We start from the raw sequence: 26,129 nt of genomic DNA, 5'->3' as shown, positions 1-26,129 counted from the left end.
ACGGGGAGGCATCGTGGACGAGTATGCGGGGCGGGTGCTCGCCGACCGTTACCGACTGCCCGTCCTGAACTCCGACCGGTACGACGTCACCACCGAGAGCCGCGCCTTCGACACGTACAGCGGGCAGGAAGTCCTCGTCAGGCAGGTGCCGTTGCCCGAGGTCGTCGAGGCCGAGGTGCTCGACGCCGACGGGCTGCCCGAAGGGTTCAGGCCCGGGGCGCCCGCGACCAGGGCGTCCGCCGAACCCGCCGTGGCCCGGGCCATCGAGGCCGCGCAGGCCGCCGCGCAGATACCCGACCATCCCCGGCTCGACCAGGTCTTCGACGTGTTCGCCGAGGGCGGGTCGCTGTGGATCGTCAGCGAGGTCGTCGCCGCGCGGACGCTCGCCGCCGTGCTCGAGGTGGCGCCGCTCAGCCCGTACCGGGCCGCCGAGATCGCCTCCGACGTGCTGACCGCGCTGCGGGCGCTGCATGCGCACGGGTGGGTGCACCGGAACATCACCGCCAGGACCGTGCTCGTCTGCGACGACGGGCGGGTCGTGCTGACCGGGCTGGCCGCCGGGGCCGCGGAGGAGGCCCTGTGCGGGTACGATCCTCGGCCGCAACTCGGGGGTGACGACGGGGAGTTGGAGGGCCCGGCTTCCCCTGCGTCTTCGTCCGGCCCTGTTGAAGCTGCCGCGCCGGTGCCGGTGGCTGCGCCGGATCCCGGGGACTACCGGGCCGCTCGGGCCGGGGCCATCGCCGCGTATCGCGCGGGGGCGCGGGCCGCTGCCGCGGAGGGGCGGGTCGAGGATCCTTACGGGGTGCGGGAGTCGTGGCACGGGGCTGTGCCTCGGCCCGGGCGGTCGGTTGAGGCCGTTGAGCCTGATCCCGGTGTTCAACCTGCCCGTTGGAATGAACTGCTACCTCGTGCTGAGGACTCGGGGCTCCGCCCCGGACCCCGCTCCTCAAACGCCGGAGGGGCTGGAATTGGCGGGGCTGAATTTGCCGGAGGGGCTCTAAGGGCCGAGCGTGCTCGGCAGGTGCGGATGACCGTGGTCGGGCCCGTCACCGAGCGGTGGGCTCCCGAGCAGGCCTATCCCGTGCAGGAGAGCTGGCAGTTGGCCGCCCCCGTGGGGCCCGCCACCGATCTGTGGGCCCTGGGGGCGCTGCTCTTCCGTGCCGTGCAGGGGCATGCGCCGTACCCGGAGGAGTCGACGGCGGAGCTGGTGCAGATGGTGTGCGCGGAGCCGCCCGCGTTCGCCGAGGAGTGCGGGCCGCTGCGGCCCGTCGTGGAGTCGCTGCTGCGGCAGGACCCCACCGAGCGGCTCGACTTCGAGGAACTGCGGGGCTGGCTGCGGTCGTTGGTGCGGTCCGCGCCGGAACCGGAGGCGGGGGCGAACGTCGTGCCCGCGCCCGCGTTCGACGCCGCCAAGCTGCCCATCGTGCGCCGCCGGGGCGAGCTCGTGCGGCGCAGGCGCAGGAGCAAGGGCGTGGCCGCCGCAGGGCACGCCCGGCACAAGCGGGGCCGGGAGGAGCGGGCGCCGCGCGCGCCCCGGCCGGAGCGTGCGCCGCGGCCCGCGCGTGCGCCACGGGAGCGGCGGGGTGCGCCCCGGTCCCTCGGCCGGTGGCTGCTCGTGCTGATCCTGGTCGGGCTCGTGGGCGCGGTGGCGTACGCGATGGCGTTCATGCCGAAGTCCGATGCGGGCGCGGGCGCGAAGGAGAACGCGAACTCGGTGGGCGGGGCGCCGCCCGCGCATTCGTCGTCGCCCAGTTCCTCCAGCAATCCCGGTTCTCCCCGTACGTCCGAGTCGCCCGAGAGCAAGAGCAGTTCCACGCCGTCGAGCAACGAACCGCAGTCGGACGCCGCGGCCGGGTTCACCGTGCGCAAGGACCCCGAGGGCTTCGAGGTCGCCGTGGCCAAGGGCTGGCAGCGGCAGCCGAAGAACGGGCGGGGTCAAGTCGTCTACTCCCAGGGTGACTTCGAGCTGCTCCTCGTCCCCGGGCGGGACTCCACGGCGACGTACGGCAGCGATCCGATGAAGTACCAGCGCGAGGACGAGCGCGAGCTGCAGCCGTTCCGCGACTCCACGTGGGCCACCTCCAGCGGCATGAAGTCCATCGACGTCGGCGGACGGGCCATGGCCGAGGGGCAGTTCACCTGGCAGGGGTCCGACGGGCGGGAGATGTTCGTGCGCAATCTCGCCATGGTCGTCGGCGGCAAGTACCACGTGGTGCAGGTGCGGGGCCCCGAGGCGGAGCGCGACGAGGTGACGCGGCTGTACGAGCAGGCGTCCGCCACGTACCAGTACGGCAGCTGAGGGAGTCGGAAACGGGGACGTGACGGAGCGAAACGCGTCACAGTGCGGTTTCCATGGGACCCCGCCTGTTCCGTGCGTGCCGCCCGCTCCCTAATGTGGCCCTGTCAAGACCTTTTGCGGCTTTGCGGGGGAACGTGAATCAGATGCAGGGCCAGCTCCTCGCGGGCCGCTACCGGCTGGGTGAGTCGATCGGGCGCGGTGGCATGGGGCGCGTGTGGCGCGCTCATGACGAGGTGCTGCACCGGACCGTCGCCGTCAAGGAGCTGACGGCCGCCCAGTGGGTGGCCGACAGTGATCGTGCGGTGCTTCTCGCCCGTACGCAGACGGAGGCGCGGGCCGCGGCGCGGATCAACCACCCGGCCGTCGTCACCGTGCACGACGTGCTGGAGCACGACGACCGGCCGTGGATCGTCATGGAGTTGGTCGAGGGGCCCTCGCTGGCCGATGCCGTCAAGGAGCGGGGGCGGATCGAGCCCGCGGAGGCGGCGCGGATCGGGCTGTGGACGCTCAGGGCGCTGCGGGCCGCGCACGCCGCCGGGGTGCTGCACCGGGACGTGAAGCCGGGCAACGTGCTGTTGGCGCGGGGCGGGCAGGTCAAGCTGACCGACTTCGGGATCGCGCAGGTCGAGGGGGACACGACGATCACGCGGACCGGCGAGATCGTCGGGTCCGTGGACTATCTGGCGCCCGAGCGGGTCAGCGGCGCCGAGCCGGGGCCCGCGTCCGACCTGTGGGGGCTCGGGGCGACCCTGTACACGGCGATCGAGGGGATCTCGCCGTTCCGGCGCACGTCGCCGATCAGCACCATGCAGGCCGTCATCGAGGAGGAGCCCGAGCCGCCCGAGTACGCCGGGGCGATGGGGCCCGTCATCAGCGCGCTGCTGCGCAAGGACCCGGCGGCGCGGCCGAGCGCCGACGAGGCCGAGGTGATGCTCGCCGAGGCGGCGGAGGGGCGCAGGCCCAGCGCCGCGCAGGCGTACGTGCCGACGCAGGTGCACGCGCCCGCGCCCGGGCCGCGCCCCGAGACGGCCACGTCGGTGGCGCCGCCGGTGATCCTGCCGCCGGCCGCCCGGCGGCGGCGCTGGCCCAAGGTGCTCGCGGCGGTCGTCGCGGCGCTGCTCGTCGGAGGCGGCGGCGCCGCCGGGGCGATGTACTACGCCGATCACCGTGACGACGGGTCCACGGGGCAGCACGCCTCGGGGCAGGACGGGAAGAGCGGCAGCGGCAGCAAAGACGGCAAGGGTGCGTCCAGTGGGCCCAGGGCCGGGGCCATTCCCGCGAACTGGGAGCGGGTCGACGACGTCGAGGGGTTCAGCCTGATGCTGCCGCCCGGCTGGCAGCGGCAGATGGACGGGACGCAGATCGACTACACGCCCGACGACGGGCAGCGGTTCCTGCGGATCGCCATCGACAAGCACTCGGACTGGCAGGACTCGTACCAGCACCAGCTCGACCTGGAGAAGGGGCTGAAGCCCAAGCTGCCGAAGTACGCGCGGGTGTACCTGCAGTCCAACACGTTCCGGGACAAGCCCGGTTCGCTGTGGGAGTTCACGTGGACGGCCGGGACGAAGGACGCGACGTCCGGGCCGCGCCGTGCGATCGAGCAGACCTACCGGACGGACGACGGCACCGAGTACGCCCTCTATCTGTCGGTCCCGGCGGCGGACTGGCCCAAGGCCAGGCAGCAGTTCGACGCCATGCTGCGGGGCTGGCAGCCGCCCGCCTGACCGGAACCGGACAGTCCCGCCGCACCCCCGTGAGGCATGATGGGGCGCATGGGGACCGAGGGGGGCAACGTCCGTGTGATCGGCGGGCGTTATCGGCTGGAGGCCAGGATCGGGCGGGGCGGCATGGGGGTCGTCTGGCGTGCCGACGACACGTTGCTGGGGCGGCAGGTCGCCGTCAAGGAGCTCGGGGTCGACGAGACGCTGTCCCACGACGAGCAGCGCCAGCAGCGGGAGCGGATGCTGCGCGAGGCGCGGGCCGTCGCCCAGCTGCGGCATCCCAACATCATCGTCGTGCACGACGTGATCCGGGACGAGCAACACCCGTACATCGTCATGGAGTTGATCAGCGGCGGCTCGCTCGCCGACCGGATCGCGCGGGACGGGCCCGTCGACGCCGTCGAGGCCGCGCGGATCGGCCTCAGCCTCCTCGACGCGCTGCGCGTCGCCCACGCCGCCGGGGTGCTGCACCGCGATCTCAAGCCCGCCAACGTGCTGTTGGAGGCGGGCACCGGCCGCGTCGTCCTGACCGACTTCGGCATCGCCCAGGTCGAGGGCGCCACCACGCTGACCGAGACCGGTGGGTTCGTCGGGTCGCCCGAGTACACCGCGCCGGAGCGGATGGCGGGAGAGCGGGCGGGCGCCGGGGCCGATCTGTGGTCGCTCGGCGCGCTGCTGTGCACCGCGCTGGCCGGTGAATCCCCCTTCAGGCGCGACTCGTTGGGCGGGATCCTGCACGCCGTCGTCTATGACGAGATACGTCCGCCGGCCGCCGCCGAGCCGATCGCGCCGGTGATCCTCGGCCTCCTGGAGCGCGAGCCCGCCCGGCGGCTCCGCCTCGACCAGGCCGAGCGGCTGCTGCGCGCGTACGTCGCCACGGGCGCCACTCCGCAGCCCGCCGTGCCCCAGGCGCCGTACACGCCGACGCGGCCCGACGTGCCCACGGTCCCGCGCAAGGGCCGCTCCACCCGGGTGCTCCTTGTGACCGCCGCGCTCGTCGCCGGGGTCGCCGGGGCCGGGATCGCCACCGCGGCGCTGCTCGCCCAGCGGGACGACAACTCCCCGCCAGGGCCCGCGAGTTCGGCGAGCGAGTCCTCTCGTGCGCCGTCCGCGTCCCCGTCGGGCTCCGCCTCGCCCGCGCCGACCGTCACCGTCACCAGGACCGCGCCGACCCCGTCCGGGACGCCGAGCGGGACCACGCCCGCCGGGTACCGCACCGTCACCGACGCCAAGGGGTTCAGCCTCAGGGTGCCGGACGGGTTCACGCGGTCCCTCGACGGGCCCCGCGTCTTCTACATGTCGCCGGGGAACACCTTCCGCCTCGGCATCAAGGTGGCCGCCGACGCGGGGGACGGGCCCGGTGCCGCGCAGCGCCAGGCCGCCGAGGACGGGCCGAAGAACAATCCGGGGTACCGGGACGGCTCGGTCGTCGACACCCTGCACAAGGGGCACACTGCCGCGCTGTGGGAGTTCACCTGGAACGGGTTCAGCAAGGACGAGGGAGCCCGGCGCACCGTCGACCTGTGCTGGGAGCAGGACGGGCGGCTGTACGACGTGTGGGTGTCCGCACCGGTCGGCAGGGCGGGCGAGGCGCGGGGGTACTTCGACACCGCGGTCGACTCGTTTGTGCCTTCTGCGCACAAATGACCGCGGCGGGCGCATCAGCGCGGTCACAACTGCGTGACCCAGGTGGAACGACCGGTGCCCCGCACGGTAGTCATGGACACATGAGTGACAACGGGGGCGCCTTCTCCAGCCCGAACGACCCGACGAGTTTCGGCCTGCAGCCGCCGCAGCCGGGGCCCGCCCATGTTCCGCACGAGGGCAACCCCTACGCCCAGCCGACGCAGGTCGTGCCGCCGCAGACGCAGCACGCGCAGCACACGCAGCAGGACCCGGGCGCCGGACGCCTGGTGGCCGGGCGCTACCGGCTGCTGAGCAAGCTCGGCCACGGCGGCATGGGCACCGTGTGGCGGGCCAAGGACGAGACGGTGGACCGCGAGGTCGCGGTGAAGGAGCCGCGGGTCCCCGACCACCTGCCCGACCGCGAACGGGCCAACGCGTTCGAGCGGATGCGGCGCGAGGCGCGGGCCGCGGCCCGGCTCGACCACCCCGCCGTGGTGAACGTCCACGACGTGGCCGTCGAGGACGGACAGCCGTGGATCGTCATGGAGTTCGTGCAGGGCCGCTCGATGGGTGACGCGCTGAAGGAGGGCACGCTCGGGGTGCGCGAGGCCGCGCGCATCGGCCTCGAGGTGCTCGGCGCCCTGGAGGCCGCGCACGCCGCCGGGATCCTGCACCGCGACGTGAAGCCCGACAACGTGATGCTGGGGCGGCACGACCGCGTCGTCCTGACCGACTTCGGCATCGCCCAGATCGAGGGCGAGACCAATCTGACCGACACCGGCGGCTTCGTCGGCTCGCCCGAATTCATCGCGCCCGAAAGGGTGTTGGGGCAGCGCCCCGGTCCGGCCTCCGACCTGTGGTCGCTGGGCGTCGTGCTGTACGCGGCCACGGAGGGCGTCTCCCCGTTCCGCCGCAGCAACACGCCCGCGACGCTGCAGTCCGTGCTGAACGCGACCCCGGCCGCGCCCGCCTCCGCGCAGGGCCCACTGGCCGACGCCATCAACGGGCTGCTCCAGAAGGACCCGGCCCGTCGGCCGAACGCGGCGCAGGTCCGCGCCCTGTTGGAGCGCGCCGCCGAGCCGCCCGCGGTGGCGCCGACGCAGGTCGTGCAGATCGGCGGCGCAGGTGACGGCAGGGGCGGGATCCGGCTCGGGCGCAAGGCGCTGATCGGCATCGGCGCGGGGGTCGTGGCCCTGGCCGTAGCCGCGTACCTGGTCATCGCCGATCCGTTCGCGGGGTCGTTCCCGGACGGGTGGCAGAAGAAGCGGGAGAGCGCGCTGGGCGCCACGATCGCGTCGCCCTCGGCGTACGACAAGTCCGTGGCCGACAACAGCATCGACAAGACCAAGCACTGGGTGGCGTACACCGACCCGAGCGGCGCGGTCAGCATCACGCTCAACCTGGAGAAGAAGTCCGAGGACACCCTGAACCAGATCGCCAGCTCGGCGGGCGCGCAGGCGAACAAGGACTCGGACGAGATCAACAAGGGCAACAACTCCGACATGGCCGACACGCCGGCCCCCGAGAGCAAGACCACGGAGACCACGTACAAGGGTGAGGCCTCCGCGGAGAACACCATCACCTACACGGACGACTCGGGCTCCGGCCCTCACAAGCCGCGCGAGGCGAAGGTCTTCTACTTCAAGACCGCCAAGGGCGACATGTACCGGCTCTGGATCGACTATCCGGGCAAGGGTGACTTCACCGAGCGCGGCCGCGAGGTCGCCAAGGCCGCCATCGCCAACCTAGACATCGAGAACACCTGACGTGAGCGTGTACGGGGGACAGGGCGAAGGCCGACTGATCGGCGGCCGGTACCGGCTCGTCGAGCGGATCGGCTCCGGCGGCATGGGCACCGTGTGGCGCGCCGTCGACGAACGCGTAGGACGTGACGTCGCCGTCAAGCAGCCGCGGCTGCCCGGCGATCCGCAGGGCGAGGCGCAGCGGCGCGCCTATGCCCGACTCAGCCGGGAGGCGCGGGCCGCGGCCCGGGTCGAGCATCCGTCGGCGGTCGCCATCCACGACGTCGTGGAGGAGGACCAACTGCCGTGGATCGTCATGGAGTTGGTCCGGGGCGAGTCGCTGCACGAGCTGTTGCAGCGCGGCCCGCTCGAACCGGTCGAGGCGGCCCGGATCGGTCGCGCCGTCCTCGGCGCGCTGCGGGCCGCGCACGCCAAGGGCATCGTGCACCGCGACGTGAAACCGGCGAACGTGCTGCTCGGCGAGCACGGCCGTGTCGTGCTCACCGACTTCGGCATCGCGCACATCCAGGGCGAGGAGTCGCTCACGGTGAGCGGCGAGTTCGTCGGCTCGCTCGAGTGCATCGCGCCCGAGCGGATGTCGGGGGCGGGCGCCGGACCCTCAAGTGACCTGTGGTCCTTGGGAGTTCTGCTGTACGCGGCGGTGGAGGGCTGGTCCCCGTTCCGCCGTACGACGCTGGAGTCGACGCTCGCCGCGATCCTCTCCTTCGACCCGCCGACGCCCGAACGGGCCGGTGTGCTCGGCCCGTTGATCGACCGGCTGCTCGCCAAGGACCCGGCGTCGCGACCGCAGGCGCAGGCCGTGGCGGCGGCCCTGGAGGCGGTGCTCGACCCCTCGGCCCCGGCGGTGCGCTGGGAGCCGCAGGCCGCGAAGGACGCGGGCACGGTGCGCCTGGCCAGGGTCGAGGCGCCCGAGCCCGCGCCGACCAAGGAGGGCGAGCCGGCGCAGGCCGCGCCACGGCGGTCCCGCCGCACCCCCGCGCTGGTGACGGCCGCGCTCGTCGGCGCGCTGATGGTCGGCGGCGGGGTCTGGCTCGGCACATCGCTGTCCCAGGGGGACAACGGCGACCAGCTGGGCGGATCGCAGGCCCAGGAAGGGGGCGAGACGTGGGGCGCGGAGCTGTCGCCGGACCCGCCCAACGAGCCGTCCCGGTCCCCGTCGGGCTCGGCCTCCGCCTCGCCCTCGCCCTCGTCCTCGGGCGACGACGAAGGCTGGAACTTCCACAAGGAGACCGGGGTCCGCGCCGTGATCTGGGTCCCGGTCGAACTCACCGACGTCTACCACGACCCGTCCGGCGACGGCGTCCAGTACACCGACCCCAAGAGTGACGTCACTCTGAGCCTGAAACGCTGGGCGCGCACCAGCGGTGACTCCACGGCGATCGAGTGGGCGACCAGCGTCGGGAACTCGTACGCGGACAACGGCTCCACGGACATCCACAAGACGGTCACGAAGACCAGCTTCCACGGCGAGGACGCCGCCCAGCTCGACATCACGTACACGAACGCGGACGGGAGCACCGTCACGCGGGAGATGCGCCTGTACGTCGTCGACGCACAGGGCCGCTACGACCTGGGCGTGAGCATGCCGAAGGGGGTCGGGACGTACGAGAAGCAGGGCACGGACCTCTTCAAGGGAGCCCGTGACAGGCTCCAGCTCGGCAAAGTCTCGACCGATAGAAACTAGCAGTGATCAGGACAGCAAAGCCGCTGATCAGCGGCTTTGCTGCCAGCGATCACTGGCGTGGTGTGTGTAGTCGGTGAAGGGCCATTACTGATGGGTACCGAAAGCGCCCGCTTCGGCATACGCTCCCCTGCATGACGGAGTCGCAGCCCACCCCCGAAAACGCCGAGAACGCCGAGAACACCGGGGCCCTCTTTTCCAACCCGCTGGCCGCCGCCCCCGAGGGCGCGCGCACGGCCGCCGACGTGGTCACGCCCGAGCTGGTCGCCCAGCTGACGCGGGGCGTGGTCGGTTCGGGGCGCACGGCGAACCACACGCCGTTCACCGGCGAGAAGCTCGCCGACCTGCCGGAGTCCACCCCCGAGGACGTGGCCACGGCCTTCGAGCGGGCCCGCGCCGCCCAGGAGGTCTGGGCGAAGACGCCGGTCCGGCAGCGTGCCGCGGTGCTGCTCCGCTTCCACGACCTGGTGCTCGCCCGCCAGGCCGAGGTGCTCGACCTGATCCAGCTGGAGACCGGCAAGGCGCGGCTGCACGCGCACGAAGAGGTGCAGGCCGTCGCCGTCGCGTCCCGGCACTACGGCCGCAAGGCCCCCGCGTACCTGAAGCCGAAGCGGCACACCGGCGCCGTCCCGACGCTCACCAAGGTGACCGAGCTGCGCCAGCCGCGCGGCGTCGTCGGCCAGATCGCGCCCTGGAACTACCCGCTCGAGCTGTCCGTCGGTGACGCGCTCCCCGCCTTCGTCGCGGGCAACGCGGTCGTGATGAAGCCCGACACGGAGACCTGCCTGACCGCGCTGTGGGCGCGCGACCTGCTCATAGAGGCGGGCCTGCCGCCCGAGGTGTTCCAGGTCGTCCTCGGCGAAGGCCCGGTCGTGGGGCCCGAGTTGGTCAAGCACGCCGACTACGTCTCCTTCACCGGCTCCACCCGCACCGGCCGCGAGGTCGCGCAGGGCGCTGCCGCCCGCCTGGTCGGCGTATCGCTCGAACTCGGCGGCAAGAACGCCATGTTGGTGCTCGAGGACGCCGACGTGGAGAAGGCCGCGGCCGGTGCCGTGCGCGCCTGCTTCTCGTCCGCGGGCCAACTGTGCATCTCCATCGAGCGGTTGTACGTCCACGAGTCGATCGCCGACGCGTTCGTGGAGCGGTTCGCCGCCCGTACCAGGGCGATGCGGCTCGGCAAGTCCCTCGCGTACGGCGCCGACATGGGATCGCTCGTCGGCGAGCGGCAGTTGGAGACCGTGACGCGGCACGTCGACGAGGCCGTCGCCAAGGGCGCCACGCTCGTCGCCGGTGGTGTCGCGCGCCCCGACATCGGCCCGTACTTCTTCGAGCCCACCATCCTCGACGGCGTCGAGGCACCGATGTCGATCTGCACCGAGGAAACGTTCGGCCCCGTCGTCTCCATCTACCGCTTCACGGACGAGGACGACGTCATCGCGCAGGCCAACGCGACCGCGTACGGCCTCAATTCGTCGGTGTGGACGAAGGACGCCAAGCGCGGCCACGAGGTCGCCGCCCGGCTGCGCACCGGCACGGTCAACATCAACGAGGGGTACGCGCCCGCGTACGGCAGCGTCCAGGCGCCCATGGGCGGCATGAAGGACTCGGGCCTCGGCCGCCGCCACGGCTCCGAGGGCATCCTCAAGTACACCGAGGCGCAGACCGTCGCGCACCAGCGGATCATGCCGATGGCGCCCTCGTTCGGGATGAGCGACGAGAAGTACGCGCAGTTCATGACGCGCAGCCTGGGCCTGATGAAGAAGTTCCGGCTCAAGTAGTCCGGCTCAAGCAGTTCCCGCTCCAGCAGTTCCCGCACAAGCAGCAGCCGCAGCGCCGTTCGAAGGAGAACGTGTACGTGACTGAGGACGCCTACGACTACGACGTGGTGGTCATCGGCTCCGGTTTCGGTGGCTCGGTGTCGGCCCTGCGGCTGACCGAGAAGGGCTACCGGGTCGGAGTGCTCGAAGCAGGGCGCCGGTTCACGCCGGGGACCCTCCCCAAGAACTCCTGGGACGTCAAGAACTACCTGTGGGCGCCCAGGCTCGGCATGTACGGGATCCAGCGCATCCACCTGCTGGGCAACGTCATGGTGCTGGCCGGCGCGGGCGTGGGCGGCGGCTCGCTCAACTACGCCAACACCCTCTACATACCCCCGAAGCCGTTCTTCGAGGACCCGCAGTGGAAGGACATCACTGACTGGGAAGAGGAGTTGAAGCCGTACTACGACCAGGCGCAGCGCATGCTCGGCGTCCGGCTCAACAAGACGATGACCCCGGCCGACGTGCACCTGAAGGCGGCCGCCGAGTCCCTGGGCATCGGCGACACCTTCCACATGGCGCCGGTCGGCGTCTTCTTCGGCGACGGCGACGACGCGGACGGGTCGGTGAAGGCCGCGGCGGGGCAGCAGGTCGACGACCCGTACTTCGGCGGCGCCGGACCCGCCCGCAAGGCCTGCACCGAGTGCGGCGAGTGCATGACGGGCTGCCGCCACGGCGCGAAGAACACCCTCAACGAGAACTACCTGTACCTCGCCGAGAAGGCGGGCGCCGTCGTCCACCCGATGACGACCGTGGTGTCCGTGACCGACGACTCGCGGGGCGGGTACGCGGTCGCGACCCTGCCGACCGACGACAAGAAGAAGTCCGCGGGCCGTACCTTCACGGCGCGCAAGGTCGTCGTCGCCGCGGGCACGTACGGCACGCAGACGCTGCTGCACAAGATGAAGGCGGGCGGTCAACTCCCGCACATTTCCGCGAAGTTGGGCGAGCTGACCCGCACCAACTCCGAGGCCCTGGTCGGCGCCCAGACCAACAACCGGCGCTACAGGAAGAAGCACGGCGCGGCGAAGGTCGACTTCACGCGCGGCGTCGCGATCACCTCGTCCGTCCACCCGGACGCGAACACGCACATCGAGCCGGTCCGCTACGGCCGGGGCTCGAACGCGATGGGCGGCATGTCCATCCTCCAAGTCCCGTACGCGGAAGGGTCGTCGAGGGTCGCGGGCTGGCTGGCGAACGTGGTCAAGCACCCGGGTCTGATGATGCGCTCGCTGTCCAACCACCGCTGGTCGGAGCGGACCATCATCGGCCTGGTCATGCAGTCCCTGGACAACTCGCTGACCACGTACCTGAAGCCGGACGGCGTCGGCAAGGGCCTGCTCACCGCGAAGCAGGGCCACGGCGCCCCCAACCCCAAGCAGATCAAGGCGGCTTCGGAAGGCGCCGCCGCGATCGCCGCCGAGATCAACGGCTTCGCCGGGTCGAACGTCGGCGAGCTCATGGGCACCCCGCTGACCGCGCACTTCCTCGGCGGCTGCCCCATCGGCGACAGCGCGGAGACCGGCGTCATCGACCCGTACCACCGGGTCTACGGGCACCCCGGCATCTCGGTCGTCGACGGGGCGGCGGTCTCCGCGAACCTCGGCGTGAACCCGTCGCTCACCATCACGGCGCAGGCCGAGCGCGCGATGTCGTACTGGCCCAACAAGGGCGAGGAGGACCCGCGCCCGGAGATCGGCGCGGCCTACCAGCGGCTCGCGGCCGTCGAGCCGAAGAGCCCGGCGGTCCCGGCGGAGGCGTTCGGCGCGCTGAGGCTGCCGTTCCTCGGGATGCCGTCGGTGCCGCCCAAGAAGCAGTAGCCGTACGCGAGTTGGCCCGATCCTGTCAGTCGATCCGGTCGTACGCGAAGGACCCGCACCCCCCTCCGAGTGCGGGTCCTTCGCGTATGACCGTGCGGGGCGCTTACGCCTCGTCGCTCACCTTGCGGCGACGCACGGAGTAGACGACGCCCGCACCGGCGACGACGGCGATGCCGCCGAAGAGGCCGAGGGTGGGCAGCATCGAGCTGGAGCCGGTCGAGGCGAGCGAGCCGCTGGTGAGCGGGGTGCTGCTGCTCTGCGGCGCCGGGGTGTTGCTCGGCTTCGGCTCGGGCGTGGCCGGCGGCACGTCGCCGTCGGTCTTGGTGCCCGCGGCCAGGATGTCGAAGTTCCAGGACTCGTCGTCGGGCACGTAGTAGCCGCAGACGCCCTCGGTGTCGATGCTCGTGGCGAAGGCGATGCCGGCGCCCGCACCGGCCGGGGCCTTGGCGTCGACCGCGATGCGCAGCTTGACGTCCGCGTGCTTGCCGGACGCGAGGGTGCCGGTCGCCGTGAAGTCCTCGTTGTGCTCCAGGACGTTGTCGATGTCGTGCCACTTGGAGCCGTCGGAATACTGCAGGCGCAGGTGGTCGGTGATGTCCGTGAGGTTCCTGTCGGCCGCGTACGCGAAGGCGTACACCTGCGCCCTGACCTCGGTGAAGTCCTTGTCGGTCTTGTTCGTGACGCGGTACGTGAACCCGTGCCAGCCCGAACCGGCCACGATCTTCGACGGCAGGTCACGCAGCTCGGCGAGGGTCTGCGGGCTGTCCTCGTAGTCCTTGCACTCGTCGTCGCCCGGCTCTTCCGAAGCACCGGTGGACGGGGTCGTGGAGTCGGACGGCGCCGGGGGCGTCTTGGGCGTCTCGGGCGTCTTGGTGTCGGCCGTGCCCGGCGACTCCGTCTTCGGCGTCGCGGGCGTCTCGGGCGTCTTCGGCGTCTCGGGTGTCTCGTTCGACCCGGGCGTCTCGGTCGTCTCGTTCGCCTCGGGCGTCTCCGTGGCGGCCGGGGTCTGGGTGGCGGCCGGGGTGGTGCTCTCGGCGACGGTGCCCGGCGGCTCCTCCGCGAACGCGGCCGGTGCCGACAGGAGCGCGATCGGTGCTATGGCGGCCGTCGCGGCCGCCGTCACCAGTGCGCGGCGAAGCTTCATGCAAGGACCTCGATCGTCGTTCTCGTGATTCCCGTGCTTCTTGGTTTCGCCTGTGAGACCTGTGACCCGTGATCATGGTTGCCCCAGGGCTCACAGGATCTTTATGTGAACTGGGTCACGCGTCGAGCGTCCGGGTGGCCAATGCCGCGACCTGCTCGACGGTGGATCCGGGGCAGTCCGTGCGCAGGGCCGCGGTGAACTGCCGTACCCGTGCGTCCCGTTGTGAGGTGTCGAGCGTCATGCGGAAAGTGTGGCGGGTCGCGCTGCGAGTGGCTGCTCGCCCGGTGAGGGCACGACCGAAGGGCCCCGCACGCCAATGTGCGGGGCCCTTCGCTGTCGGCTCCGACGTCAGGGCAGCGTCGGTGCCTCGAAGCGGCGCCGGGGGGTTTGCGCCGCAGGTCTGTGGTTGTTCAACTCGTCGACAACTCGCCGACAACTCATCGACGGTGCGGGGGACTTGACGCTCGGGCGTGGGGTGTCCCGGGCGTCCCGCTCAAGCTGGGGATGGGGAGAGGAGTCCGGCCGGCCCCGGGCGTCCCCGGGACCGACCGTTCTCTTGGGTGACCGGGCTGCTGTCCCCTGCCGTCCGGTCACTGCACTGGAGCGAGGTCCCACGACGTACGGCGTGACCGTGACGTCTCATCGCTCCAGCGGAGCCACGCGTGGTTTGTTTGGCCCGCCCCTGGCTGGCACGGACACCGGGACCAACGAAGCCCGTCGCGTCCGGGTCACGCGCCGTACGGGTGAGGCCGGAATCGAACTGGGGTGCGCGCCTGGGGTGCGGGCTCAGATCCGGCCCCGGCACAGCTCCAGCAGCGTCATCGCGAGCGCGGTGCCGGGCTTGCCGAGCGCCTCGCTGTAGTGACCGAGGATCTCCATCTCGCGGGACAGGTTCACGCGCCGCCCGCCCGAGGTGATGCGGGCCTCCTGGATGACGGCGGAGACGGCCATGCGTTCCTGGACGAGGCCGATGATCCGGTCGTCGAGCGCGTCGATCCGCTCGCGGGCGCCGGTGATCACGTCGGCGGCCTCGGTGGTGCGGGCGCCGGTCTTCTCGGTGGACGTGGCGGTCATGGGGGAGCTCCCTGGGTGTCGGGTGGGAGCCCCGGACCGGCAGGACCCGGATACGACAGACGCCCCGGGCCTTGTCGGCCCGGGGCGCCTGTGGAAGTCGCTTGTCAGTGGCTCAAGCAGCACGACCATGGCATCCGGCGGGCCGGCTGCCATAGGTAAAGACGAAGGTCGTCTGCGAGAACATGCGGCCGAGTATAGCCCCGGCCCGCGGCCTCGGGGACAACTGTGCCGAGCCGGTAGAATCACCAGCACGACCCCCGCTAAAGCCGCCGGAAGGCAACCCGTGTCATCAGCGACTTCCGCTGCCGCCGCCCCCGACACCGTCCTGGTCGTCGACTTCGGTGCGCAGTACGCCCAGCTCATCGCCCGCCGCGTCCGTGAGGCCCGGGTCTACAGCGAGATCGTGCCGAGCACCATGCCGGTCGCGGAGATGCTCGCCAAGAACCCGGCGGCGATCATCCTCTCCGGCGGCCCCTCGTCGGTCTACGCGGAGGGCGCCCCGCGCCTGGACCGCGCGCTCTTCGAGGCCGGCGTCCCCGTCTTCGGCATGTGCTACGGCTTCCAGCTGATGGCGACGGCTCTCGGCGGCACCGTCGACGACAACGGCGCCCGCGAGTACGGCCGCACGCCGCTGTCCGTCTCCAAGACCGACTCCACCCTCTTCGAGGGCACCCCGGCCGAGCAGCCCGTGTGGATGTCGCACGGCGACGCCTGCTCCGCCGCCCCCGAGGGCTTCACGGTGACGGCCTCCACGGACGTCGTCCCCGTCGCGGCCTTCGAGAACGACGAGAAGAAGCTGTACGGGGTCCAGTACCACCCCGAGGTCATGCACTCCACGCACGGCCAGCAGGTCCTCGAGCACTTCCTGTACCGGGGCGCGGGCATCAAGCCCACCTGGACGACGGGCAACGTGATCGAGGAGCAGGTCGAGGCGATCCGCGCCCAGGTCGGCGACAAGCGCGCCATCTGCGGCCTGTCCGGCGGCGTCGACTCGGCGGTGGCCGCGGCCCTCGTGCAGAAGGCCATCGGCTCCCAGCTGACCTGCGTGTACGTCGACCACGGCCTGATGCGCAAGGGCGAGACCGAGCAGGTCGAGAAGGACTTCGTCGCGGCGACCGGGGCGAACCTGAAGGTCGTCGACGCCAGCGAGCGCTTCCTGACCGCGCTGGCCGGGGTCTCCGACCCCGAGACCAAGCGGAAGATCATCGGCCGCGAGTTCATCCGCGTCTTCGAGCAGGCCCAGCTGGAGATCCTCCAGGAGGACGGCCCCGAGGTCGCGTTCCTGGTCCAGGGCACGCTCTACCCGGACGTCGTCGAGTCCGGCGGCGGCACCGGCACGGCGAACATCAAGTCGCACCACAACGTGGGCGGGCTCCCCGACGACATCGAGTTCCAGCTCGTCGAGCCGCTGCGCCAGCTGTTCAAGGACGAGGTCCGCGCGGTCGGCGCCGAGCTGGGGCTGCCGGACGAGATCGTCCAGCGCCAGCCGTTCCCGGGCCCGGGCCTCGGCATCCGTATCGTCGGCGAGGTCACGAAGGAGCGGCTCGACCTGCTCCGCGAGGCCGACGCCATCGCCCGCGAGGAGCTCACCGCGGCCGGCCTGGACCGCGAGATCTGGCAGTGCCCGGTCGTCCTGCTCGCGGACGTCCGCTCGGTCGGCGTCCAGGGCGACGGCCGCACCTACGGCCACCCCATCGTCCTGCGCCCCGTCTCCTCCGAGGACGCCATGACGGCGGACTGGACGCGGATGCCGTACGAGACGCTCGCGAAGATCTCCACCCGCATCACGAACGAGGTCAAGGACGTCAACCGCGTCGTCCTCGACGTGACGAGCAAGCCGCCGGGGACGATCGAGTGGGAGTAGTCCCCACTGCCGTACGCGACTGAGGGCGCCGCTCACCGGATGGTGGGCGGCGCCCTCAGTCACGTAGCGACGAAGGTCGTGTCACTCCCGCTTCATCGTGCGCACCGGACCGCCCGGGTTCCAGACCTGGACCACGAGGTACTTGTCGTCCTCGATGTACGTCCTCGTCACCTCGGTCAGCTCGGTACGGAAGAGGTGGAAGTCGTTCGGGTCGGGGACCTGGACCCGGTCCGTGTAGCGGGCGATCGTCGCCGGGTCCTCGACGAGCAGCGCACGGCCGCTGATCCGGACGTCGCCGCCGCCCATCGTCTGGCCCTCGCCCGGGTTCGCCTGGATCGCGAACCGCGGGTCGCGCAGCAGGTCGAGTGCCTTGAGCGAGCCCGGCATCATGCCGAGCCAGAACTCCCCGTTCAGGAAACGGACTTCGAGACCGGACGTGCGCGGTGAGCCGTCCTTGCGGAGGGTCGCGAGGACGTGGTGCGTGTGCTGTGCGAAGCGCTCTTCGATCGTCTTGGCGAGATCCGGTTCGGCGGTGGAGAAGGCTGCCCAGTTCGACGTCATGCGTCGAGTCTGCCCGGGATACCCGACATCCTCTGTCCGGTATCCCGGGCGTTTCGCCGCAGTCTTTTCACAGCGCGGGCCTGTCACCTTGGAGGTCACGGAGGTACCTTCCGCTCCATGTCCACGCCGCAGAACCCCGCCCCCATACCCACCGATCAGCTGCACTTCGCCATGCCGCCCGTGCACACGGACGTGGCCGACGAACGGCGCCACCGCAAAGAGCGACTGGCCGGTGCCCTGCGGATCTTCGGGCGGCTCGGGTACGAGGACGGGGTGTCGGGTCACATCACCGCGCGCGACCCGGAGTTCGAGGACTGCTACTGGGTCAATCCGTTCGGGGTGCCGTTCCGGCACGTCACCGTCAGCGACCTCGTCCTGGCCAACGGGGACGGGCAGGTGGTGGAGGGCCGCTACCACGTCAACCAGGCCGCCTTCACCGTCCACGCCGAAGTGCACCGCGCCCGCCCGGAGTTGGTGGCCGTCGCGCACTGCCACTCCACGTACGGGCGCGCGCTGTCCGCGCTCGGCGAGCTGATCGAGCCGATCACGCAGGAGGCCTGCGCCTTCTACGAGGACCACGCGCTGCTCGACGAGTACACGGGGGTGTCGGTGGACGCGGGGGAGGGCAAGCGGATCGCGGTCGCGCTCGGCCACTACAAGGCCCTCGTCCTGCGCAACCACGGGCTGCTGACCGTGGGGGACTCCGTGGACGCGGCGGCCTGGTGGTTCATCGCGCTGGAGCGGTGCTGCCAGGTGCAGCTCGCGGCGCGGGCGGCCGGGCGGCCGGTGCTGATCGACCGGCGCCAGGCGGTGGCGACCCGGGACCAGACGGGCGGGGACCTCGTCGCGTGGATCAACTACCAGAGCATGTGGCAGGACATCACGCGCAGCGAGCCGGAGCTGCTGGCGTAGCCCCCGGTCACCGGAAGTCCCGGTCACCGGAAGTCCCGTAACACCACCTGTTTCGTCAGCGCGAACTCCTCGTCCGTGAGCACCCCTTGGTGGTGCAGCTCGCCCAACTCCCGCAGTCGGCGCAGGAGTACGTCGTGGTGGTCGTGGGGTGCCACCGGCAGGGCGGGGGCGGCGCGGGGCGTCGACGGGTGCGGCAGGCGGGCGGTGACCGCGGCCGCGACGAGGGCGGTGAGCAGGTCCTTGCGGGCGTTGCCCCACAGGTCGAGGGCGTACGGGTCCTTCTCCGGCGGCAGTTTCGCGTACGCCGAGCCCTTCATCACGAAGCGCAGCACCCCGTCCTCGTAACCGGAGTTGGGCACCCAGTCGACGCCGTCGAGGTCGCCGATGGCGATGACGCGCGGGCCCGTCGCCCGCTTCACCCGGTCCGAGGTGTCGCTCCAGTCGATCCGTATCCGGCTGCCGTCGAAGGAGACCGTGCCGTCGCTGGAGCGCACCGAGACCGGCACCGCGGGGCCCGGCACGAGGTACGACTCGGCGGGCCCGTCCGGGAGTTGCTCGAGGAGCAGGGCCTGGCGGATCTCCTCGGCGAGGTACTCCGCGACGCCGGAGCGGTCCGTGTCCACGGCGAGCCGGTAGGGGTCGGCGGTGTCCGGCAGGCGGCCTCCGGTGGCCTGGAGCAGCGGGTCGGCGGCCTCGCGCAGGGTGAGGCGGAGCCGGCCGCGTTTGCGCTCGGGCTCGTAGGACACCCCGGACACGGCCGTCAGCGGCACGCTGATCTCGCCGTACGTCTGCCGCAGCAGGGCCACGCTGCGGTGCAGTCCGGGGGTGATGCGGACCGTGGTCCCGTCGAAGGCCCAGGTCCCGTCCCGCTGGATGATCTCGGCCATACGGAAATTCTCGCAGCGGCGTCAACATGCCGGTCAATCCGGACGTGTACCGTTCCTCCTCCAGAGGCGGCCCCGTGCGCCGGAGCGTGCGCCGCGTACGGCACAATTCCCTCTCATCACACGGAAGTTGACGGGCTACACAACGGGCAACACAGAGGCTGAGGGTGGGGGCGTCGCGGTGGCGGTGCAGGAAGCGCGGCAGGGGCAGGGGACGCACGGGGGCGGGTGCACGTGCGGCGACTGTCCGCACGGGGCGCGCGAGGGACACCGCAAGGCCGTCGCCGCATTCCTTGCGAAACGGGACGAGTTGGCGGGCGGGCACGGTCTGCCCGCCGCCGTCGCGCACTCCGCCGGGGCCTCCCGGCAGTGGATCTCCGACGAACTCACCGAGTCCGCCAAGGCGGTTGCCGACCGCGGACGCGAGGAGGGCGCGGCCTGGCTGGCGGGCCTGCGGCGGCGCACCCTGTACGCGGTGTGGGGCGGCGCGGGCGTCCTGCTGCTCGTGCAGGCGCTCACCGCGATCGGCGCGGGCTGGACCACCGCGCGCACGGCGGGCCTGGTGGCCGCGGTCGTGGTCGGCGGGCTGCTGAGCGGCGCCGCGTCCGTGCACAGCACCCGCGGCGGCGTCCTCGCCCCCGTGATCGGCGAGGACAACCGCCTGTCGACGTCACGCGCCGTGGCGGGCGGCTTCGTCCTGTTCGCCGTGTACGCGGTCCTCGTCCTCGCCGGTGAACTCGCGGGCGCGTCCGGCCGCCGGGAGCGCGACGCCCTCATCGACGGGCTCGAACTCGCCCGCGGGGCAGGCCTGTTGACCGTCCTCGCCGTCGTCTGCGCGGTCGCCGTCCTCGTCCGCCGGATCGTCGGCGTACGCGTCCTCGCCCAGCGACTGCAGAAGGTGCGGGCCGCCCGGCCGCGCGCCGCCGACCTGCTCACCGACGACTCCGGGCGCGGCAGCTTCACCGACGCGCAGTACGTCGCCGTGTGCGCCGCCGCCCTCGTGTGGGCCGCCGCCCGGCTCGCCCGCCGCCCCGACCGGCTGCCCGACCTGCCGTGGGCGCTCGCCGTCCTCGTGGCGGTGTCGGCGGCGACCTACCTGTGCGGCAAGTACGCCGACGGCGGCCGCCCCGTCGTCCTGTCCGTCGTGCGCGCCCGCGAGGCCGGCGACCTGGACGCCCCGATCCGCACCGGCGACGACATCGAGATCCGCGGCGCCGGGTTCGTGCCGCCGGGCGCGGGCACCGCCGACCAGCTCGCCCGGGTGGCCGTGCGCATCGGCACCGTGCACGTCCACGTGCCGCTCGTCCCCGTGCCCGGCGGCTTCACCAACCCCAGCGACACCCTGCTGACGGTGCCGGTCCCGGTGGACGTCGAGCCCGGGCGCGTAGAGGTACAGGTGATCACCGCGACGGGCGTGGAGACGAACCGGTGCGCCATCGACGTCGTGGACTGAGCCGGATCGACGTCGTGGAGCGAGCCGGTCGTCGACTGATCGGCGCACGCGGTGAGCCGGGGCGCCGTCCCGTACGTATGGTCGGGTAAAGGGCACGGGAGAGGCGCGAGAGGCGGCGGTCGGCGATGGCGCACGGCATGCGAACGGACCTGCACACCAGCTATGTCACCGGGGGCGGTGACTGGCGCGACACCATGCAGCGGTACGCCCTGGTGCCGCTGCGGATATTCCTCGGCGTGACCTTCATCTACGCCGCGTTCTACAAGCTCACCGACAGCGCCTTCTTCAAGTCGACCGGCGACGGGTCGCTGGGCGCGCAGCTGACCGGTATCCGCGACAGCCACAGTGCCGCGTTCCCCGAACTCATCGATCTGGCGCTGAAGTCCCCGGCGGGGTTCGGCTACGCCATTGCCTTCGGTGAACTGGCGGTGGGGATCGGGACGCTGCTCGGGGTTTTCGCCCGGGTGGCGGCGCTCGGGGGCGCGCTGATCTCGCTGAGCCTGTGGCTGACGGTGAGCTGGGCGGCCGATCCCTACTTCCTCGGGAACGACCTGGCCTATCTGATGGCCTGGTTGCCGCTGGTGCTGGGTGGGGCGGCGGTCTGGTCGGTCGATGCGTGGTGGCGGGAGCGGAAGGCGGACCGGCTGAGTCTGGGCTGAGTCTGGGCTGAGTCCGGGCCGAGGTCAGCGGGGGTTCGATCTGCGCAACCGTGCGGCTCGCGCGACCGTCCCCACCACCCCCGCCACACCCAGGCCCCCGCACACCAGCGGGATCACCGCGAACCACGGTGTCTCCCACGCGCCGCCCGCGTCCCCGAAGTACACGACGGCCGTCAGCATCAGGACCAGGCCCGCGATCAGGCGGCCCGGGTAGAAGTCATGCCGCACGGGACACCTCCGCCTGTCCGAGTCCGACCTCGAGGTGGATCTCCAGTTTGCCGGAGGCCTTCGAGCCGGACGGCGGGTCGAACGTGATCCGCTTCTCCTGGCCCGGGCGGATGTCGATGTCGTCCGACGTGTCGCCGGGCAGCTGGACGTCGCCGAGTCCGACCTCGATGTGCATCTCCACCGTGTCGTTCGAGTCGGCCTTCGGCAGGATGATCTTCGCCTGGCCCGCGCCGACCTCCACGTGCGTCTCCACCTTCTTCCCGTCCGCCACGTCCACCTTCGACAGGTCGAGCGTGCCCACGCCCGAGCCCACTTCGTACTGGGACTGCACGTCCGCCGCGCTCGCCGGGGTCCAGTTCGTGCGGATCCACTCGGTGGTGATGTTCGCCGGGAGCGCGGCCGACCCGGCGAGCAGGCCCGCCGTGACGATCGCCAGGACGATCGAGCCCGCCCCGGTCCGGCCGCGGAACGCGCTGATCGCGATGGAGAGGCCGAAGACGCCGAGCGCGCAGGCGAACCCCGTCTGCAGGCTGTCGCCGAGCGTGCGGGACTCCCAGGTCAGGCCCGCGCCCAGGGCGCCCGCGACGAGCGCGGCCAGGAACGTGAGGGCGCCGATGCCGCCGCGGGGTTCGCGCTTCTTCGGCGGCGCGGTCGGCCGCTTGGCGAGGGGGTCGCGCGGACCCGCGTCCTGCGGGGCTGTGTCCACCGGGTCCATCGGGTCCACCGCGTCCGCCGGGCCCCAGAAGTAGCCGGTGCCGCCGACGTACGTGCCGTCCTTCACGATCGGGTCGCGCCACCACGAGGGGGCGGGCGAGACCGGCGGCGCCTTCGCCTCCGGCGGGGCGTCGGCCACGGCCTGCGCGGCGACCGGGTCGGGGTCGGTGGTGCGGCGCTGCTGCGACCAGTAGCCCGTGCCCGCGAGCAGCAGGGCGAGGACGGCGGCGAAGGTGAGCGCCCCGCCGTTGTTCAGCATGGAGAGGAAGACGCCGCAGCCGACCAGCGCGGTGACGATGGCGGCGAGCCCGGGCCCGTCCACCCGCCCCGTGAGCAGCTTGCGGAACTCGTTCTCCTCCTCGTCGTCGTACGGCACGAAGAGCCAGGCGAAGCCGTAGAAGATCAGGCCGATGCCACCGGTCACGGCGAGCACGGCCAGGCCGATCCGGAAGATCACCGGGTCCATGTCGCAGGTCCGGCCGAGGCCGGCGCAGACCCCGCCCAGCGTCTTGTGCCGCCGGTCGCGCCGGAAGCGGCGTTCCGGGGCGGGGGCGGGGGCCGGTTCCGCTGGTTCCGCGTCGAGAGGGGCGTGCTCCGTCATACGTCCATGGTGACGGGCGCGCGGCTTCGGCGGCAGTCGGGACAACCCTGGACGGACCCTGAGATCGTCCCTGAGCCCGTTCCCGTACGGACGTGGAGATCAGGGGAGATCAGGGGAGTTTCCGGGGTCGACCCTGATGCCCGTACCCGCTGGGTCGTGTGACGATCGGTGGCATGCCGGAAGCAGCGACCGTTCCTCTCGTCGACGACCCGCGGCCGCCGCGCAAGCTCTACCGAAGCAGCGACGGACGCTGGCTCGGCGGAGTCGCGCGGGGGCTCGCCGGGCATCTCGGCCTGCCGGTCGTCTGGGTGCGCCTGGTGTTCGTCGGCCTGTTCATGGCGGACGGCCTCGGCGCCCTCCTCTACGCGGCGTTCTGGTTCTTCGTGCCGCTCGGTGTGGGCGGCGTCGGCAGCGACCGGCCGACCGTGCTCACCACGGAGACGGCCCCCGACGGGCGGCGCAGGCTGGTCGCGCGCCGCCCCGACAAGGGGCAGATCCTCGCGCTGCTGCTGATGGTCGTCGTAGCGATGATCTTCGTCCAGAACGTGAACCTGACCGGCAACACCAAGGCGTACCTGGTCCCGACCGTCCTGGTCGGCGCGGGCGTCGCCCTCGTGTGGCGCCAGGCGGACAACGCGCGCCGGGCCCGCTGGGCCGAGGTCGGCCGCCGCAGGCGCACCCTGAACCTGGCCCGCGCCGGGGCGGGCGTCGTCCTCGTCGGCACGGGCGTGACCGGCATCTTCGTGACGCAGGGCGCCACCGAGCACCTGGGCTCGATCCTCCAGGCGGCGCTCGCGGTCCTGGTCGGCATCGCGCTCCTCGCGGGCCCCTATCTGATCCGCATGACCCAGGACCTGTCCGAGGAGCGCCTGATGCGCATCCGCGCGCAGGAGCGGGCCGAAGTCGCGGCCCACGTCCACGACTCCGTGCTGCACACCCTGACCCTGATCCAGCGCAACGCGGACAGCCCCGCCGAGGTACGCCGCCTCGCCCGCGCCCAGGAGCGGGACCTGCGGGCCTGGCTGTACAAGCCGGCCGCCGCCGAGAACCCGCAGGACCCCGAGACGGTCGCCGAGGCCGTCAAGCGCAACGCGGCGGAGGTCGAGGACAAGCACGGCGTCCCGCTGGAGGTCGTGGTCGTCGGCGACTGCCCCCTCGACGACGGCATCACGGCACAGATGCAGGCCGCGAGGGAAGCGATGGTGAACGCCGCCAAGTACGGTGGCGAGGGCGGGGCCGTACAGGTCTTCGCGGAAGTCGAGACAACAGCAGAGGGAGACGAGGTTTTCGTCTCCGTGCGGGACCGCGGCCCCGGCTTCGATCTGGACTCCATCCCCGCCGACCGCATGGGCGTAAGAGAATCGATCATCGGCCGGATGGAGCGCAACGGCGGGACGGCCCGGCTGCGGGCGGTCCCGGACGGCGGCACCGAGGTCGAACTGACCATGAAGAGGGCGGAGAGGACGTCATGACCGACGAGGCAGCGGAGACCGGTCCTTCGGAGGGCGCGGGCCCCGGACGTCATGTGCGGGTGGTCCTGGTCGACGACCACCGCATGTTCCGTACGGGAGTCCAGGCGGAGATCGGCCGCACGGAGACGACGGGCGTCGAGGTGGTCGGCGAGGCCGCCGACGTCGACCAGGCGGTCACGGTGATCACGGCGACGCGCCCCGAGGTCGTGCTGCTCGACGTCCACCTCCCGGGCGGCGGCGGGGTCGAAGTCCTGCGCCGCAGCGCCCAGTTGATGGCGGACGCGGACAACCCGGTCCGCTTCCTGGCCCTTTCCGTGTCCGACGCGGCGGAGGACGTCATCGGCGTGATCCGCGGCGGCGCGCGCGGCTACGTCACGAAGACGATCACCGGCACGGACCTGGTGAACTCCATCTTCCGGGTCCAGGAAGGCGACGCGGTCTTCTCCCCGCGCCTGGCGGGCTTCGTCCTCGACGCCTTCGCCTCGACGGACGCACCGCCGGTCGACGAGGACCTCGACCGCCTCACGCAGCGCGAGCGGGAGGTCCTGCGCCTCATCGCCCGCGGATACGCGTACAAGGAGATCGCGAAGCAGCTGTTCATCTCGGTGAAGACGGTCGAGTCGCACGTCTCGGCGGTCCTCAGGAAGCTGCAACTCTCCAACCGGCACGAGCTGACGCGGTGGGCGACGGCGCGACGGCTGGTCTGAGCCGGTCGGTGCTACGGGTCCGGGGGCGTCCGGCACAGCCGTTCGCCCGCGGACCGCGGCAGGTTACGCGTGGCCGCCGTACGCGAGGCTGCAGGACGAGTAAGCGTCCTTGACGGCGCAGAGCTGGATGTAGACCGCGGTGCCCTCGTCCAGGTTTCCGGTGTTCCACTGGCTGTAGTACACCGCCGCGTGCCCCCGTGTCGTGGCGGTGCGCGACGACGTCGGAACGATCATCGACGCCTCCATCCCCCACCCGTCGGAGCCTATGTCCCCCACCTGGAACGCGTCACCGGGGATGCTGCCGACGGGGTCGGCGTTCCACACCATGACGCCTGCGTAGTTGCCGTGGTAGTACGCCGCGATGGTGAAGCCCCCTTCGGAGTCCACGCCCCCCTTGCTGAAGGTCCAGTCGGATGCCGCCGCCGCGTCACTCGCTCCGAGGGTGAGGGTGGTTCCGCCGATGAGGGCGCTTGCCGCGAGAAGCGTGGCGAGGCGGTTCCGCAGGTTCTTCTTCAATGGAGGTCTCCCAAGTGGGCCGAAAACTCTATCGATTTGATAGGACGGGATCATCACCCGCCGGAGCGTTCGTGGGCAACACATCTTTTGGGAACGCCTGTTGAGGGCCACCGGGCCACCGGGTGAACGGCGTGAGCGGTGTGAGCGGAGTCATCCGAGGAGCAGTTCGCACCACACCGTCTTGCCCACCCCGCACGCGCGGTGCTCCGCGCCCCACTTGTCCGCCAGGAGCTGTACGAGGACGAGGCCCCGCCCCGACTCGGCCGTCCCGCACGGGAGTTGGGGCCGAGGCAGCGCCTCGCCCGCGTCCGTCACCGCCAGCAGCAGCCGCCCGTCGCCCAGCGCGACCCGCGCCCGGATCTCCCGGCCCACCGGTGCCTTGGCGTGCCGGTACGCGTTCGTCGTCAGCTCGCTGAGCAGCAGCTCCGCCGTGTCGCTCACCTCCTCGGGCAGCCCCCAGGACGCGGCCTGTTCACGGAAGAGGCGGCGGGCGCGGCCGACGCTGCGGGCGTGATGGGGCAGGCGCCACTCGATGTCCTGGGGGAGTGCCGCTGGGTGACTCTTTGCTTGCATGCCGCCAGGGTTCCGGCTCGCCGCGTAACCTCGGGAG

At 71.8% G+C, this 26,129-nt stretch carries 22 protein-coding genes; 13 read left to right on the top strand and 9 right to left on the bottom strand.

All coding sequences use genetic code 11. The features are described from left to right. Positions 1-13: 13 nt before the first annotated feature. From ACIBUY_RS11775 to ACIBUY_RS11745, 7 genes are all read left to right on the top strand, one after another. Positions 14-2,299, top strand: a complete 2,286-nt coding sequence (locus ACIBUY_RS11775; protein WP_399152477.1) for a protein kinase — start codon at positions 14-16, stop codon at positions 2,297-2,299. Between the two features lie 143 nt (positions 2,300-2,442). Then, complete coding sequence (locus ACIBUY_RS11770) at positions 2,443-4,026, top strand: protein kinase (RefSeq protein WP_399152476.1); 1,584 nt, start codon at positions 2,443-2,445, stop codon at positions 4,024-4,026. A gap of 48 nt (positions 4,027-4,074) precedes the next feature. Continuing rightward, positions 4,075-5,670 carry a serine/threonine-protein kinase gene (locus ACIBUY_RS11765; protein ID WP_399152475.1) on the top strand — a complete coding sequence of 532 codons (1,596 nt, stop codon included), beginning with the start codon at positions 4,075-4,077 and terminating at the stop codon, positions 5,668-5,670. Between the two features lie 80 nt (positions 5,671-5,750). Beyond that, entirely contained in the window at positions 5,751-7,415 is a 1,665-nt protein-coding gene (locus ACIBUY_RS11760; RefSeq protein WP_399152474.1) for a serine/threonine-protein kinase, read from the top strand. Position 7,416: 1 nt separating this feature from the next. Next, positions 7,417-9,096 (top strand): serine/threonine-protein kinase, encoded by a 1,680-nt coding sequence (locus ACIBUY_RS11755; protein ID WP_399152473.1) that lies wholly within the window; start codon positions 7,417-7,419, stop codon positions 9,094-9,096. Positions 9,097-9,227: 131 nt separating this feature from the next. Then, positions 9,228-10,871 (top strand): succinic semialdehyde dehydrogenase, encoded by a 1,644-nt coding sequence (locus ACIBUY_RS11750; RefSeq protein ID WP_365570076.1) that lies wholly within the window; start codon positions 9,228-9,230, stop codon positions 10,869-10,871. A gap of 77 nt (positions 10,872-10,948) precedes the next feature. Further along, complete coding sequence (locus ACIBUY_RS11745) at positions 10,949-12,730, top strand: GMC family oxidoreductase (protein ID WP_365570073.1); 1,782 nt, start codon at positions 10,949-10,951, stop codon at positions 12,728-12,730. Between the two features lie 103 nt (positions 12,731-12,833). On the opposite strand, the gene ACIBUY_RS11740 is transcribed toward ACIBUY_RS11745, so the two are convergent. From ACIBUY_RS11740 to ACIBUY_RS11730, 3 genes are all read right to left on the bottom strand, one after another. Then, positions 12,834-13,874 (bottom strand): LPXTG cell wall anchor domain-containing protein, encoded by a 1,041-nt coding sequence (locus ACIBUY_RS11740; protein ID WP_399152472.1) that lies wholly within the window; start codon positions 13,872-13,874, stop codon positions 12,834-12,836. A 115-nt stretch (positions 13,875-13,989) separates the two neighbouring features. After that, entirely contained in the window at positions 13,990-14,115 is a 126-nt protein-coding gene (locus ACIBUY_RS11735) for a hypothetical protein (RefSeq protein WP_399152471.1), read from the bottom strand. Positions 14,116-14,660: 545 nt separating this feature from the next. Then, positions 14,661-14,948, bottom strand: a complete 288-nt coding sequence (locus tag ACIBUY_RS11730; RefSeq protein ID WP_365570064.1) for a chorismate mutase — start codon at positions 14,946-14,948, stop codon at positions 14,661-14,663. 283 nt (positions 14,949-15,231) lie between these two features. On the opposite strand from ACIBUY_RS11730, the gene guaA reads away from it, so the two are divergent. Beyond that, positions 15,232-16,812 carry a glutamine-hydrolyzing GMP synthase gene (guaA, locus tag ACIBUY_RS11725; RefSeq protein WP_365570061.1) on the top strand — a complete coding sequence of 527 codons (1,581 nt, stop codon included), beginning with the start codon at positions 15,232-15,234 and terminating at the stop codon, positions 16,810-16,812. A gap of 81 nt (positions 16,813-16,893) precedes the next feature. Here the strand turns inward: guaA and ACIBUY_RS11720 are convergent, their stop codons facing one another. After that, positions 16,894-17,373: a pyridoxamine 5'-phosphate oxidase family protein gene (locus ACIBUY_RS11720; RefSeq protein ID WP_365570058.1), complete on the bottom strand. Its 480-nt coding sequence runs from the start codon at positions 17,371-17,373 to the stop codon at positions 16,894-16,896. Between the two features lie 117 nt (positions 17,374-17,490). On the opposite strand from ACIBUY_RS11720, the gene ACIBUY_RS11715 reads away from it, so the two are divergent. Beyond that, on the top strand, positions 17,491-18,285 hold the full coding sequence (locus ACIBUY_RS11715; protein WP_399152470.1) for a class II aldolase/adducin family protein: 795 nt from the start codon (positions 17,491-17,493) through the stop codon (positions 18,283-18,285). A gap of 23 nt (positions 18,286-18,308) precedes the next feature. Here the strand turns inward: ACIBUY_RS11715 and ACIBUY_RS11710 are convergent, their stop codons facing one another. Further along, the gene (locus ACIBUY_RS11710; protein ID WP_365570052.1) at positions 18,309-19,172 is read right to left on the bottom strand and encodes a DUF4429 domain-containing protein; all 864 of its coding nucleotides are present in this window, start codon (positions 19,170-19,172) and stop codon (positions 18,309-18,311) included. A gap of 178 nt (positions 19,173-19,350) precedes the next feature. On the opposite strand from ACIBUY_RS11710, the gene ACIBUY_RS11705 reads away from it, so the two are divergent. Further along, complete coding sequence (locus tag ACIBUY_RS11705; RefSeq protein ID WP_365570049.1) at positions 19,351-20,622, top strand: hypothetical protein; 1,272 nt, start codon at positions 19,351-19,353, stop codon at positions 20,620-20,622. A gap of 125 nt (positions 20,623-20,747) precedes the next feature. Further along, the gene (locus ACIBUY_RS11700; protein WP_365570047.1) at positions 20,748-21,281 is read left to right on the top strand and encodes a DoxX family protein; all 534 of its coding nucleotides are present in this window, start codon (positions 20,748-20,750) and stop codon (positions 21,279-21,281) included. Positions 21,282-21,305: 24 nt separating this feature from the next. Here ACIBUY_RS11700 and ACIBUY_RS11695 read toward each other — a convergent pair whose 3' ends face one another. Together ACIBUY_RS11695 and ACIBUY_RS11690 are read right to left on the bottom strand one after the other, a co-directional pair. Beyond that, positions 21,306-21,509: a hypothetical protein gene (locus tag ACIBUY_RS11695; RefSeq protein ID WP_365570044.1), complete on the bottom strand. Its 204-nt coding sequence runs from the start codon at positions 21,507-21,509 to the stop codon at positions 21,306-21,308. Continuing rightward, entirely contained in the window at positions 21,499-22,824 is a 1,326-nt protein-coding gene (locus tag ACIBUY_RS11690) for a PspC domain-containing protein (RefSeq protein ID WP_399152469.1), read from the bottom strand. Before ACIBUY_RS11690 ends, ACIBUY_RS11695 begins: the two co-directional genes overlap by 11 nt. 173 nt (positions 22,825-22,997) lie before the next feature. On the opposite strand from ACIBUY_RS11690, the gene ACIBUY_RS11685 reads away from it, so the two are divergent. Both ACIBUY_RS11685 and ACIBUY_RS11680 read left to right on the top strand, forming a co-directional pair. Further along, positions 22,998-24,296, top strand: coding sequence for a PspC domain-containing protein (locus ACIBUY_RS11685; RefSeq protein ID WP_399152468.1), 1,299 nt, complete (start codon positions 22,998-23,000; stop codon positions 24,294-24,296). Further along, on the top strand, positions 24,293-25,003 hold the full coding sequence (locus ACIBUY_RS11680) for a response regulator transcription factor (RefSeq protein WP_365570036.1): 711 nt from the start codon (positions 24,293-24,295) through the stop codon (positions 25,001-25,003). The genes ACIBUY_RS11685 and ACIBUY_RS11680 overlap by 4 nt, the downstream gene beginning before the upstream one ends. Before the next feature lie 63 nt (positions 25,004-25,066). Here ACIBUY_RS11680 and ACIBUY_RS11675 read toward each other — a convergent pair whose 3' ends face one another. Together ACIBUY_RS11675 and ACIBUY_RS11670 are read right to left on the bottom strand one after the other, a co-directional pair. Then, positions 25,067-25,519: a hypothetical protein gene (locus tag ACIBUY_RS11675; protein ID WP_399152467.1), complete on the bottom strand. Its 453-nt coding sequence runs from the start codon at positions 25,517-25,519 to the stop codon at positions 25,067-25,069. Between the two features lie 150 nt (positions 25,520-25,669). Then, the gene (locus tag ACIBUY_RS11670; protein WP_399152466.1) at positions 25,670-26,092 is read right to left on the bottom strand and encodes an ATP-binding protein; all 423 of its coding nucleotides are present in this window, start codon (positions 26,090-26,092) and stop codon (positions 25,670-25,672) included. Between the last annotated feature and the right edge of the window lie 37 nt (positions 26,093-26,129).

This window comes from Streptomyces sp. NPDC050085 (assembly GCF_044460595.1).
GTDB lineage: Bacteria > Actinomycetota > Actinomycetes > Streptomycetales > Streptomycetaceae > Streptomyces.
Note: the sequence above shows the minus strand (reverse complement) of the source record. Positions and strands in the feature narration are given on the sequence as shown.

What these genes read in the sequence shown, in the direction of transcription:
- ACIBUY_RS11715 (WP_399152470.1), top strand. Translation starts at nt 17,491, where the DNA reads ATGTCCACGCCGCAGAACCCCGCCCCCATACCCACCGATCAGCTGCAC.
- ACIBUY_RS11770 (WP_399152476.1), top strand. Translation starts at nt 2,443, where the DNA reads ATGCAGGGCCAGCTCCTCGCGGGCCGCTACCGGCTGGGTGAGTCGATC.
- ACIBUY_RS11690 (WP_399152469.1), bottom strand. Translation starts at nt 22,824, where the DNA reads ATGACGGAGCACGCCCCTCTCGACGCGGAACCAGCGGAACCGGCCCCC.
- ACIBUY_RS11720 (WP_365570058.1), bottom strand. Translation starts at nt 17,373, where the DNA reads ATGACGTCGAACTGGGCAGCCTTCTCCACCGCCGAACCGGATCTCGCC.
- ACIBUY_RS11730 (WP_365570064.1), bottom strand. Translation starts at nt 14,948, where the DNA reads ATGACCGCCACGTCCACCGAGAAGACCGGCGCCCGCACCACCGAGGCC.
- ACIBUY_RS11750 (WP_365570076.1), top strand. Translation starts at nt 9,228, where the DNA reads ATGACGGAGTCGCAGCCCACCCCCGAAAACGCCGAGAACGCCGAGAAC.
- ACIBUY_RS11740 (WP_399152472.1), bottom strand. Translation starts at nt 13,874, where the DNA reads ATGAAGCTTCGCCGCGCACTGGTGACGGCGGCCGCGACGGCCGCCATA.
- ACIBUY_RS11680 (WP_365570036.1), top strand. Translation starts at nt 24,293, where the DNA reads ATGACCGACGAGGCAGCGGAGACCGGTCCTTCGGAGGGCGCGGGCCCC.
- ACIBUY_RS11670 (WP_399152466.1), bottom strand. Translation starts at nt 26,092, where the DNA reads ATGCAAGCAAAGAGTCACCCAGCGGCACTCCCCCAGGACATCGAGTGG.
- ACIBUY_RS11700 (WP_365570047.1), top strand. Translation starts at nt 20,748, where the DNA reads ATGGCGCACGGCATGCGAACGGACCTGCACACCAGCTATGTCACCGGG.
- ACIBUY_RS11765 (WP_399152475.1), top strand. Translation starts at nt 4,075, where the DNA reads ATGGGGACCGAGGGGGGCAACGTCCGTGTGATCGGCGGGCGTTATCGG.
- ACIBUY_RS11685 (WP_399152468.1), top strand. Translation starts at nt 22,998, where the DNA reads ATGCCGGAAGCAGCGACCGTTCCTCTCGTCGACGACCCGCGGCCGCCG.
- ACIBUY_RS11760 (WP_399152474.1), top strand. Translation starts at nt 5,751, where the DNA reads ATGAGTGACAACGGGGGCGCCTTCTCCAGCCCGAACGACCCGACGAGT.
- ACIBUY_RS11735 (WP_399152471.1), bottom strand. Translation starts at nt 14,115, where the DNA reads ATGACGCTCGACACCTCACAACGGGACGCACGGGTACGGCAGTTCACC.
- ACIBUY_RS11710 (WP_365570052.1), bottom strand. Translation starts at nt 19,172, where the DNA reads ATGGCCGAGATCATCCAGCGGGACGGGACCTGGGCCTTCGACGGGACC.